At 46.6% G+C, this 11,570-nt stretch carries 12 protein-coding genes, 2 tRNA genes and 1 rRNA gene; 13 read left to right on the plus strand and 2 right to left on the minus strand.

Annotated elements, in window-relative coordinates:
• The first annotated feature begins 101 nt into the window (after window positions 1-101).
• Together hprK and GPK81_RS01315 are read left to right on the plus strand one after the other, a co-directional pair.
• Window positions 102-1,049 (plus strand): HPr(Ser) kinase/phosphatase, encoded by a 948-nt coding sequence (gene hprK / locus GPK81_RS01310; RefSeq protein ID WP_021651515.1) that lies wholly within the window; start codon window positions 102-104, stop codon window positions 1,047-1,049.
• A gap of 13 nt (window positions 1,050-1,062) precedes the next feature.
• Window positions 1,063-1,998 (plus strand): ROK family glucokinase, encoded by a 936-nt coding sequence (locus tag GPK81_RS01315; RefSeq protein ID WP_215706387.1) that lies wholly within the window; start codon window positions 1,063-1,065, stop codon window positions 1,996-1,998.
• A gap of 70 nt (window positions 1,999-2,068) precedes the next feature.
• Here the strand turns inward: GPK81_RS01315 and GPK81_RS01320 are convergent, their stop codons facing one another.
• Complete coding sequence (locus GPK81_RS01320) at window positions 2,069-4,777, minus strand: transglycosylase domain-containing protein (RefSeq protein ID WP_021976168.1); 2,709 nt, start codon at window positions 4,775-4,777, stop codon at window positions 2,069-2,071.
• A gap of 43 nt (window positions 4,778-4,820) precedes the next feature.
• Between GPK81_RS01320 and GPK81_RS01325 the strand changes: the two genes are divergently transcribed.
• Window positions 4,821-5,039, plus strand: a complete 219-nt coding sequence (locus GPK81_RS01325; RefSeq protein WP_173763211.1) for a hypothetical protein — start codon at window positions 4,821-4,823, stop codon at window positions 5,037-5,039.
• Window positions 5,023-5,679 carry a YigZ family protein gene (locus GPK81_RS01330; RefSeq protein WP_021976169.1) on the plus strand — a complete coding sequence of 219 codons (657 nt, stop codon included), beginning with the start codon at window positions 5,023-5,025 and terminating at the stop codon, window positions 5,677-5,679. Before GPK81_RS01325 ends, GPK81_RS01330 begins: the two co-directional genes overlap by 17 nt.
• Before the next feature lie 196 nt (window positions 5,680-5,875).
• Here GPK81_RS01330 and GPK81_RS01335 read toward each other — a convergent pair whose 3' ends face one another.
• Window positions 5,876-6,394, minus strand: a complete 519-nt coding sequence (locus GPK81_RS01335) for a peptidylprolyl isomerase (RefSeq protein WP_021976170.1) — start codon at window positions 6,392-6,394, stop codon at window positions 5,876-5,878.
• A 93-nt stretch (window positions 6,395-6,487) separates the two neighbouring features.
• Here GPK81_RS01335 and tsaE point away from each other — a divergent pair, with 93 nt between their 5' ends.
• From tsaE to GPK81_RS01380, 9 genes are all read left to right on the plus strand, one after another.
• A complete protein-coding gene (gene tsaE / locus GPK81_RS01340; protein WP_021976171.1) occupies window positions 6,488-6,928 on the plus strand; it encodes a tRNA (adenosine(37)-N6)-threonylcarbamoyltransferase complex ATPase subunit type 1 TsaE in 441 nt (146 codons plus the stop codon).
• Window positions 6,925-7,650, plus strand: a complete 726-nt coding sequence (tsaB, locus tag GPK81_RS01345; protein ID WP_215706388.1) for a tRNA (adenosine(37)-N6)-threonylcarbamoyltransferase complex dimerization subunit type 1 TsaB — start codon at window positions 6,925-6,927, stop codon at window positions 7,648-7,650. Before tsaE ends, tsaB begins: the two co-directional genes overlap by 4 nt.
• Window positions 7,647-8,084, plus strand: a complete 438-nt coding sequence (gene rimI, locus GPK81_RS01350) for a ribosomal protein S18-alanine N-acetyltransferase (protein WP_215706389.1) — start codon at window positions 7,647-7,649, stop codon at window positions 8,082-8,084. The genes tsaB and rimI overlap by 4 nt, the downstream gene beginning before the upstream one ends.
• 35 nt (window positions 8,085-8,119) lie before the next feature.
• Window positions 8,120-9,031 carry a ribonuclease Z gene (locus tag GPK81_RS01355; protein ID WP_021976174.1) on the plus strand — a complete coding sequence of 304 codons (912 nt, stop codon included), beginning with the start codon at window positions 8,120-8,122 and terminating at the stop codon, window positions 9,029-9,031.
• 5 nt (window positions 9,032-9,036) lie between these two features.
• Window positions 9,037-10,056 (plus strand): tRNA (adenosine(37)-N6)-threonylcarbamoyltransferase complex transferase subunit TsaD, encoded by a 1,020-nt coding sequence (gene tsaD / locus GPK81_RS01360; protein WP_021976175.1) that lies wholly within the window; start codon window positions 9,037-9,039, stop codon window positions 10,054-10,056.
• A 21-nt stretch (window positions 10,057-10,077) separates the two neighbouring features.
• A complete protein-coding gene (gene ispD, locus GPK81_RS01365; protein WP_021976176.1) occupies window positions 10,078-10,782 on the plus strand; it encodes a 2-C-methyl-D-erythritol 4-phosphate cytidylyltransferase in 705 nt (234 codons plus the stop codon).
• Between the two features lie 166 nt (window positions 10,783-10,948).
• Window positions 10,949-11,034, plus strand: a tRNA-Ser gene (locus tag GPK81_RS01370).
• 140 nt (window positions 11,035-11,174) lie between these two features.
• Window positions 11,175-11,263, plus strand: a tRNA-Ser gene (locus tag GPK81_RS01375).
• Between the two features lie 240 nt (window positions 11,264-11,503).
• Window positions 11,504-11,570: ribosomal RNA gene (locus tag GPK81_RS01380) — 16S ribosomal RNA — on the plus strand; the annotation flags it as partial.

Raw genomic sequence — 11,570 nt, forward strand, 5'->3', positions numbered from 1 at the left:
TAAGATGTCTCACGCTCTGGTACAGCGGATATCAAGTAACCGCCATGTACTGATAAAACGGCGGTGAGAATGCAAACTTTCAGCGAAAAGGAGAAAAAAGTATGAAGGGTGTACAGTTGACAAAGATGGTACAGGAACTGGAGCTTAACAATCTGACTCCGGAAATCGACCTGTCAGGCATCGTGATCAAGACTGCGGAGATCAACAGACCTGCGCTTCAGCTTACCGGATATCTGGAGCATTTTGCGAATGAGCGTGTACAGATCATTGGATATGTAGAGTATACGTATCTGATGCAGCTCAATGAAGAAGAGAGACGTTTTAAATATGAGCGTTTTATCTCCAGCAAGATTCCATGTGTTATTTTCAGTACCATGACCCGTCCGTCTCAGGACATGATCGATCTGGCTGTTAAATATAATGTTCCGACATTCGTGACAGAAAGAACAACTTCCAGCTTCATGGCAGAGATCATCCGCTGGCTTGGTGTACAGCTTGCACCGTGTATTTCCATTCATGGTGTACTGGTGGATGTTTATGGCGAGGGAATTCTGATCACAGGTGAGAGCGGTATCGGTAAGAGCGAGGCTGCTCTGGAGCTGATCAAGCGAGGCCATCGTCTTGTCAGTGATGATGTTGTCGAGATCCGTAAGGTCAGTGATGTGACACTGGTAGGTTCTGCACCGGATATCACACGTCATTTTATCGAACTTCGAGGCATCGGTATCATCGATGTAAAAACACTGTTCGGTGTCGAGAGTGTTAAGGATACCCAGTCGATCGATCTTGTTATCAAGCTTGAGGAGTGGGACAGAGATAAGGAATACGACCGTCTGGGACTTCATGAGGAATATACAGAGTATCTTGGAAACAAGGTTGTATGCCATTCTCTTCCGATCCGTCCGGGACGTAACCTGGCGATCATCGTTGAGGCTGCCGCTGTCAACCACAGACAGAAGAAGATGGGATACAATGCGGCAGAGGCACTGTACAAGCGTGTTCAGGCGAACCTTGCCAAGAAGAGAGAGAATCCAGACGACGAAGAGTAAGAGAGGATAGGAAATGGGAACATATTGTTTTGGAATTGATGTAGGTGGAACAACTGTAAAATGCGGACTTTTCCGCACAGACGGAACTCTTGTTGAGAAATGGGAGATTCCGACCCGCAAGGAGAATAACGGAGATCAGATCCTTCCGGATGTGGCAGCAGCCGTAAATGCCAAGATCGAAGAGAAAGGCATTTCCAAAGACGACGTAGAAGGTGTTGGAATCGGCGTTCCTGGACCGGTAAACTCCAAAGGTGAGGTAGATCGGGCGGTAAACCTTTACTGGGGTTACAAGAATGTTGCAGGAGAAATGGAGGAACTGACAGGACTTCATGCAAAAGCTGGCAATGATGCCAATGTGGCTGCTCTTGGCGAAGCGTGGAAAGGTGCGGCAGCAGGTTCCTCCGATGTGATCATGGTTACACTGGGAACGGGTGTTGGCGGTGGAATCATTGTTGATGGTAAGATCGTAACAGGCCATCACGGCGCTGGCGGAGAGATCGGACATGCCAATGTGGATCATCACGAGACAGAATCCTGCAACTGTGGAAACAGGGGCTGTCTGGAGCAGTTTGCCTCCGCAACCGGAATTGTACGTATGGCAAAAAAAGAGCTTGCAGCTTCCGAAGAGAAAAGTGTGCTCAGAGATATGGAGAATATTTCAGCAAAAGCAGTTCTGGATGCATTCAAGGAGAATGATCCGGTAGCAGCTGCAACCATGAAAAAAGTTGGAGAGCAGCTTGGCGGTGCCCTTGCGATCATTTCCTGTGTGACAGATCCGGAAACCATCGTTATCGGCGGTGGCGTTTCCAAAGCGGGTCAGCCGCTTGTTGACTGTATTCAGAAATATTACAGAAAGTATGCATTTGCATCCTGTAAAGATACACAGATCGTGATCGCAACCTTGGGAAATGATGCCGGAATTTACGGCGCAGCCAAGATGGTACTCTGATCAGAAAAATAAGATAAAAAAAGTGGATTCCCATATTCGGGAGTCCACTTTTTTACGTTATAATGATTGATCAATAGTATTCTACAGGATCGCCATCGCTGCCAGTATCACCTCCGGTGTCTCCACCGTCATCACCGCCACCGTCATCACCGCCGGTGTTATCGCCGCTGCCGTCATCACCGCCTGTGTTGTCACCACCGGAATTATCACCGGTGTTATCGGTGTTGTCACCACCGGAATTATCACCGGTATTATCGGTATTGTCGCCACCGGAATTATCACCGGTATTATCGGTACTGTCACCGCCGGCAGTACTGTCAGTTCCGTCCGGTGCAGCAGTCGGAATAGCGGCAGCGGCGGAATCTGTGTCTGCATCAGTGTCTTCACTGTAACTATAATCATTTTCACTGTAATCACTGCTTCCGTAGAAGTGCTTGTCACAGTATTCTGTTGGAAGACTGGAAATATCAAAATATTCTGTTATGGTCGGACAACCGGCACGAGGGAGAAGTCCTGTCTCTGAGCAGACGCTGGCTTTTTCCACACTGGAAGGCATATCGAAATCTTTGTCATCCAGGCCTTCATGGATACGGTTCATAACTTTTTTCCAGAGATTCTTGTGGAAATTACGGGCATCCTCAGGGATTTTCTCGTTGTTGTCATAACCGGACCATACAGCACATGTGTAGTATGGTGTGTAACCAACGAACCAGAGGTCATTATAATCTTCGGTAGTACCTGTTTTTCCTGCAACAGTCATATTATCAAGCTGGCAGGCAGTACCGGTACCCTTCTTTACAACATCCTCCATAGCGCTGGTAAGCAGGTAAGCGGTGCTGTCTTTGATCACAGATCTGGAAACAGAAGTGTTTTCGATCAGGACATTTCCGTCATGGTCAAGGATCTGTGTATAGTAAATTGGTTTAATATAATTTCCGCCATTGGCGATCGCTGCATATGCGGCACAGAGTTCAACATTTTTGACACCATTGGTAATTCCGCCAAGTGCTGTTGCCAGATTGGCATCACTCCATATATTTCCGTTGGCATCTTTATCTGCCTCAGTTCCATGTGCCAGAGTTGTAAATCCGAAATCATCCAGATATTTAAGACCAAGAGCAGGAGTAACCTGTTCCAGGCATTTGACTGCAACAACATTGATGGAATTCTGGATTGCCTTACGGATCGTGGTCTCGCCGCCATAGCTTCGTGTGGCATTGTTAACCGGAGAGCCGTCCGGATATTCATATGGTTCATCCATAAATGTGGTAGCCAGTGTATCACCTTTTTCGTTCAGAGCCGGAGCATAGGTGGATACAATCTTAAAGGTAGAACCAGGCTGTCTGGTTGTATCTGTGGCACGGTTCAGTGTCAGGCTGGCTGTTTTTTCACCACGGCCACCGATCAGGGCTTTTACATAACCGGTATGCTGATCGATGACAGACATGGAAGACTGCGGTTGTGGTGCAAAGTTTACGCGCTCGGAAACCACGGTACTTCCGTCAGCCAGGATGCTGGCCTTGTACTGATCAACATACTGCTGGCCTTCTTCCGGAGAATCGAAGAGAAGATCGAATTCCGGATCCTGATCACGGAAATAGAGCTGCAGCATTTCCTTGCTGTAATTTTTCTGGTTTCCGTCTGCATCCTGAACGGTCAGTGCGTAGTCCAGCTCATACTGTACATCAGCCGGATAATTATCCGGATCCGCGTACTCTTCATCCAGGATCTTCTGAATACTGGAATCCAGGGTTGTCATGATCTTCAGACCGCCACTGTAGAGAAGATTGGTTGCCTGAGTTTTGGTGTAACCTTTGATATTCATAAGGTCGCTGATGACCTGATTGGTAACCTCGTCTTCAAAGTATGTGTAAACGGTGCTTTCTTCTTCTGTATTTTCCATCTGTGCAGCCTGAATACGGGTATAAACATCATCGTTCAGTGCTTCGTTATATTCATCCTGTGAGATATAGTTCTGATCTAGCATGTGATCCAGAACTTCCTTACGTCTCTTGGAATTTGCTTTCGGGTTGGTGATCGGATTGAATTTGGTAGGATTCTGAGTGATACCTGCAAGGGTTGCACATTCAGAAAGATTCAGATCCCATACATCTTTATTGAAATATTTCTTGGAAGCTGCCTGTACGCCGTAGGAACCTGCACCAAGGTTGATGGTATTCAGGTAATTTTCGAGAATTACAGATTTATCGTATTTCTTTTCAACCTGTACAGCCAGGTACTGCTCCTGAAACTTACGTGTGAAACGTTCCAGCTGTGTGGACTCGTTGGTCCAGTCTGTGAAAACATTATTCTTCAGAAGCTGCTGTGTGATGGTACTGGCACCCTCGGAAAAATTACCGGTGGTGATCGCCTTCATTCCGGCACGTGCGATACCCCGGACATCAATACCGTTATGTTCATAAAAACGTTCATCCTCAATGGCTACCACTGCATGCTGCAGACTGACCGGGATCTGGTCCAGAGAGACCGGAAGACGGTTGGATGTAGGTGCTGAAAGCTGTCGGATCTGTGTTCCCTGGTCATCATACAGGAAGGTTGCATATCCGAGAGGTGAAATATCCACATCGTTGACATCAGGTGCACCGGCGATCACGCCCCGGAAGGAGCCGATACCAAGGCAGATAACCATGACGCAGACCGCAATCAGAGCTGTAAATAAAACCCGGATAAACGAAACATGTGCTCTTTTTTCCAGCATGGAAGTACGGGAGATCAGAGCGTTCCGCTTCTTGGAAGTGGATCTTTTTCCGTAGTTCATGTTATTCCTCCTTTATAATCCGTTTCATTATAGCAAATATAGAATGTTAAATAAACCCTTAAAAAAAATTTCACAATTCATGATATCTTATACATTGTGCAATGGAGATAATTATTATACAATAAAGAAAACTCTGCAGAAAACAGAGAGAACATCAGATGAGGAAATTCCCGCGGACAAGATAGCAGAAGCGGAATCTGATGTGGCAATATCTGGAAATGTGATAGACAACGGAGGCGTAAACCATGCTGGAACATTATAAAACCATATACGAAGGCGGCGAAGGCGAACTTGTGGAAAAGAAATCCCGTTTTATCGCAACGGTCCGTCCTGTGGAAACCGAAGAAGAGGCCCTTGCTTTTATTGAAGAAATGAAAAAGAAATACTGGGATGCCCGTCATAACTGCTATGTATATTCCGTAGGAATGAACCGGGAGGCCACACGCTGCAGTGATGACGGAGAACCATCCGGAACAGCAGGAAGACCCATGCTGGATGTGCTTCTGGGCGCCGGGATCTATAATGCAGCCATCGTGGTGACCAGATATTTTGGTGGTGTTCTTCTTGGAACCGGAGGACTTGTACGTGCCTACTCAGGAGCTGTCCAGGCCGGACTTGCAGCAAGTACCGTGATCGAGAAACATCATGGGATATCGCTTCAGGTGACGACCGATTATACAGGAATCGGTAAGATCCAGTATATTGCGGGAGAAAGAAGCCTGCCAATCCTGGATTCCGAATATACCGACAAGGTTGTCCTGAAGCTTATTGTGCCGGATGACCAGATCGAAGAGGTGAAAAAAGCCATCACAGAGGGAACCAACGGAAGAGCCGGACTTGAGAAAGATGCAGAGCTGTATTTTGCAAAAGTAAACGGAGAAGTGAAAACCTTCGAAAAATAAAGGAAAAAGAGTGTCGAAAAAAGCGGAATGCCTGTTTTATGGCGTAAACAGTGTCGGAATAAACAGAGCAGCCCAGGACAGGTTTCTGGCAAAAAAATACCCCGGGAAACGGCAGATGTTTTCGTTACAGTCTGTCTTTCACGGGGCTTTTTCATGTTTTTTTAAATAATTCCTTTATTTCAGAAAATTTTGCTTATCAGCATTTCTCCGGTTCCGGATAATCCACACCAAAGGTATCAACAGTCATGGATTTGATCTTCTGCTCGTCAAGAGGACGGTCGCTGTAATCTGTGTCTGTCTCTGCGATAGCATTTACAACATCCATGCCCTCGATGATCTGACCGAATGCAGCGTAGCTTCCGTCAAGATGTGGAGCTGCCTTGTGCATGATAAAGAACTGGCTTCCGGCAGAGTCCGGATGCATGGCTCTTGCCATGGAGAGAACACCTGGTGTATGCTTCAGGTCATTTTTGAAACGGTTCTGGGAGAACTCGCCTTTGATGCTGTATCCCGGACCGCCCATACCGGTTCCGTCCGGGCATCCGCCCTGGATCATGAAACCGTTGATAACACGGTGGAAGATCAGGCCGTCATAAAAGCCTTTTTTTACAAGGCTGATGAAGTTATTTACTGTGTTCGGGGCAACTTCCGGATATAATTCCGCTTTCATTACATCGCCATTATCCATTGTGATGGTAACGATAGGATTTGCCATAGTTTTCGCACTCCTTTTTAAAAAGTATTGTATTTCGCTGTTCGCTCTATTATAATATGCAAAGAATAATTGTGCAAGAAAAAGGTGGAAAATATGATCATAGAAACGCATGATCCGGAGGAGACATTCGAGGTCGGAAGAAAGATCGGAATGAATGCGAAACCGGGACAGATCTATACACTGACAGGCGACCTGGGAGTTGGAAAAACCGTATTTACACAGGGCGTGGCAGCAGGTCTTGGAATCACAGAACCTGTAAACAGCCCCACATTTACCATTATCCAGGAATATGAGGACGGGCGTCTGCCATTTTATCATTTTGATGTATATCGTATCGGAGATCTGGAAGAAATGGAGGAGATCGGATACGATGATTATTTTTTCGGACAGGGAATCTGCCTCATCGAATGGGCAGAACTCATTGAGGAGATCCTCCCGGAAAAAAGGATTGAAGTTACCATTGAGAAAGACCTTGAGAAGGGTTTTGAGTACAGAAAGATCACCATTGAGGAGAGAGGGGAAGAGGCAGAATGAGAGTTTTGGCACTGGACAGTTCCGGGATCGTGGCATCGGTAGCCGTTGTGGAGGATGATACACTGGTAGCGGAATATACGGTTAATTATAAAAAAACACATTCACAGACCCTTCTTCCCATGCTGGATGAGATCGTGAAGATGACAGAGCTGGATCTTAAGACCATTGACGCCATTGCGGTAGCCAAAGGCCCGGGATCTTTTACCGGACTTCGTATCGGCTCTGCCACAGCCAAGGGACTGGGACTTGCTCTTGACAAACCACTGGTAGGGATTCCCACCGTGGAAGCGCTGGCATACAATCTCTATGATGTAAATGGGCTGATCTGCCCGATCATGGATGCCAGAAGAAAACAGGTTTATACGGGAATCTACCATTATGAAGACCACAGACTTGTGACTGTAAAAGATCAGATGGCAGTGGGAATCGAGGAACTTCTTTCCATGCTGAATGAGATGGGAGAAACCGTGACATTCCTGGGAGATGGGGTTCCGGTATTTAAAGATATTATTGCAGATAAGCTTGAGGTACCATTTTCTTTTGCACCGTCTCATCTTTCCAGACAGAGAGCCGGAGCGGTAGGTGCACTTGGCATCCTTTATTATAAAGAGGGCAGAACAGAGACTGCAGCTGAGCACAAACCGGACTATCTCCGTGTATCACAGGCAGAGCGGGAGCGTGCCCAGAGGCTGAAAAAAGAATCAGAAGGGGAAAAAGCATGATCTTAAGAGAGATGCTGGTGGATGACCTGGATCAGGTCATGGAGATCGAAGAGGAACTTTTTTCTGTTTCCTGGACAAAAGAAGGATTTCTGACATTTCTTATGAAAGAGAATGCAATGTTTCTTGTTGTGGAAGAAAAAGGCCGGATCCTTGGGTATTGCGGCCTTCTTACTGTGCTGGACGAGGGGGATGTGACCAATGTTGCTGTCCGCAGAGACCGCCAGAGAGAGGGAATTGGAAATTTCCTTATGGAAAGCATGATCCGTCTGGCAGAAGAAAGGGGGATCACCATGATCCATCTGGAAGTCCGCGCGGGAAATGAGACGGCGATTCGGCTTTATGAGCGGCAGGGCTTTGTGAGAGACGGACTGCGTAAGGCGTACTATACAGATCCCACAGAAGATGCTGTCCTTATGACACGCACTGCATCTTAAGAAACTTTGCCACAGAACAGGAAAAGAGGAAAAATATGTTAGATGTTTGTTTACTTGGCTGCGGAGGAATGATGCCGCTGCCACGCAGATGGCTTACCGCGCTGATGACCCGCTATAATGGCAGCAGCCTGATGATCGACTGCGGGGAAGGTACCCAGGTGGCCATTAAAGAAAAGGGCTGGAGCTTCAAGCCTATAGACGTGATCTGTTTTACCCACTATCACGGGGATCATATCAGCGGACTTCCGGGACTTCTTCTGACCATGGGAAATGCGGACCGCACAGAACCCCTGACACTGGTAGGACCAAGAGGCCTGGAACGTGTGGTAAACGCGCTGCGTGTGATCGCTCCGGAACTGCCTTTTGAAATTAAATTTATCGAGATCACGAAACCGGAGGAGGTTCTGGAACTGAATGGTTACCGGATCACTGCATTCCGGGTAAACCATAATGTTACATGCTACGGGTATACCCTGGAGATCCTGCGTCAGGGGAAATTTTCTCCCGACAGTGCCAGAGAGCATGAGATTCCGCTGAAATTCTGGAATCCCCTGCAGAAAGGCCAGACCGTGGAAGATGAAGGACGGATCTACACACCGGATATGGTACTTGGTCCGCCGAGAAAAGGGATCAAGCTTACCTACACCACAGATACCAGACCAACAGAGTCCATTTTGCGCAATGCAAAAGACTCCGATCTTTTTATCTGCGAGGGAATGTACGGTGAAGATGACAAGATCGAAAAGGCAAAAGGCTACAAGCATATGACGTTTCGTGAAGCGGCTACCCTTGCCCGGGATGCGGGAGTAGGGGAAATGTGGCTGACCCATTACAGCCCGTCTCTGGTACGTCCGGACGATTACATGGATACAGTCCGTGAGATCTTTCCGAAGGCATGGCCGGGAAAAGACGGTAAAAGTGTGGAACTGAATTTTGAAGAGGACTGAAAAAAATGAAAGATACATTAATTCTTGGTATTGAGAGCTCCTGTGATGAAACGGCAGCCTCCGTTGTAAAAAACGGAAGGACTGTCTTATCAAACGTGATCTCATCACAGATCGAGATCCATAAACTGTACGGAGGCGTTGTACCGGAAATCGCCTCCAGAAACCATATCGAAAGAATCAATCAGGTCATTCAGGAAGCGCTGGACGAGGCAAATGTCACCCTGGATGATATTGATGCTATCGGTGTAACTTACGGGCCGGGGCTTGTGGGCGCGCTTCTTGTAGGCGTGGCAGAAGCCAAGGCCATTGCCTATGCAAGAAATCTGCCCCTGGTAGGTGTGCATCATATAGAAGGACATGTTTCCGCCAATTATATTGAGCATCCGGATCTGGAACCGCCATTTCTCTGTGCCATTGTATCCGGTGGACACACCCATCTTGTCATTGTGAAGGATTACGGTCAGTTTGAGATTCTGGGACGTACCAGAGACGATGCGGCGGGAGAAGCTTTTGATAAAGTTGCCCGTGCTATTGGCCTTGGATATCCGGGAGGACCGAAGATCGACAAGCTTGCAAAAGAGGGAAATCCGGATGCCATTGAGTTTCCACGTGCAAAAATCGGCGAAAATCCATATGATTTCAGCTTCAGCGGCGTGAAATCTGCAGTTCTTAATTACTTAAACGGTGCAAAAATGAAAGGCGAGGAAGTAAACCGTGCGGATATCGCGGCATCCTTCCAGAAAGCGGTTGTTGATGTGTTGGTAGAACATACCATGCAGGCGGCAGCTGATTTTGGCATGAAAAAAATTGCTATTGCAGGAGGTGTTGCCTCCAATGGAGCACTTCGCGCTGCCATGGAAAAGGCATGCACAGACCGTGGATACAAATTTTACCGCCCGTCACCGATCTTCTGCACAGATAATGCGGCAATGATCGGAGTGGCTGCTTATTATGAGTATATCAAGGGAACACGCCATAGCTGGGACCTGAATGCAGTTCCGAACCTGAAACTTGGCGAACGATAAAAGAATCCGGGGTAATTGATCATGGGAGAGTGCAGAAATACAGCCATTGTCCTGGCTGCAGGGCAGGGAAAGCGTATGCACAGCAAAATACAGAAGCAGTTTATGGAGCTTAACGGAATGCCGGTGCTCTGTTATTCTCTGCGCTGTTTTCAGGAAAGTCCGCTGATCCGGGATATCATTCTGGTGACAGGGGAGGAGCATGTTTCCTGGTGCAGAGAAGAAATCGTGGAAAAATACGGTTTTACAAAAGTTTCTGCCGTAGTATCCGGTGGAAAAGAGCGGTATGATTCCGTTTATGAAGGACTTCGTGCGTGCAAAGACACGGAATACGTACTGATCCATGACGGTGCCAGACCGTTTATTGATAATGGGATCATCGAAAGAGGACTTATGGCAGCAGCACAGACAGGTGCCAGTGTTGTTGGCATGCCCTCCAAAGACACGGTTAAGATTGCAGATGCGGAGGGAAATGTCAGTGAAACTCCGGATCGCAGCAGTGTATGGATCGTTCAGACTCCACAGATCTTTCGGTATCCGCTGATCTACGACGCATATACCAGCATCCTTAAGAAAGAAATGACCGGGATTACAGATGATGCCATGGTAGCAGAACATGAGACCGGGGTGAAAATCCGCTTTTCGGAAGGTTCCTATCGTAATATCAAGATTACAACACCGGAAGATCTTGTCATTGCAGAGGCATTTTTGAGAGAAAACAGAGAATAGAACAGAGGAAAAATCCCTGTAAATATGGGCATATAGCGGAAATTGAAGCTATATGTCCAATTTTTTGAAAAAAATATCAAATTTGTTATTGACAGGTAAGATATTTGATGATAGAATACAACATGCGCTGACAAAACAGCACAAAAAATGTTGAAAAACAACATATGGAGAGATATCGAAGTGGTCATAACGAGGCGGTCTTGAAAACCGTTTGTCCGCAAGGGCGCGTGGGTTCGAATCCCACTCTCTCCGCTAGTCAAATACATAATAAAAAAACTTTTGAAAAAAGTTAAAAAAGTACTTGACAACATAAAAGATACGAGATATAATATCACCTGTCGCTGAGAGCGATAGAGATAAATATCAGAACTACTTAGTAAGTAGGGCAATTTGGAGAAGTACCCAAGCTGGCCGAAGGGGCTCCCCTGGAAAGGGAGTAGGTCGTTAACGCGGCGCGAGGGTTCAAATCCCTCCTTCTCCGCTTTAATTTTTTGAGAAGTTGAAAACTTCGAAAAAAATTAAAAAAGTTCTTGACAAACAGTTTTGGATGAGATAAAATGAGCAAGCTGTTCAAAAGAACAACAAACCTTGATAACTAAACAGTGAAACACATACGATTCTCGAAAATTTCTTTACATTTTTAAGAACGGTTCGAACGAACCAAAAGCAGTAAAAACGAGAGATAGCCAAACGGTTGTCTTGAGTGATCGAATCAAACATTTTATCAGAGAGTTTGATCCTGGCTCAGGATGAACGCTGGCGGCGTGCTTAACACATGCAAGTCGAAC

Origin of the sequence: Blautia sp. MCC283 (assembly GCF_018785565.1) — a bacterium.
Classification (GTDB): Bacteria; Bacillota; Clostridia; order Lachnospirales; family Lachnospiraceae; genus Blautia_A.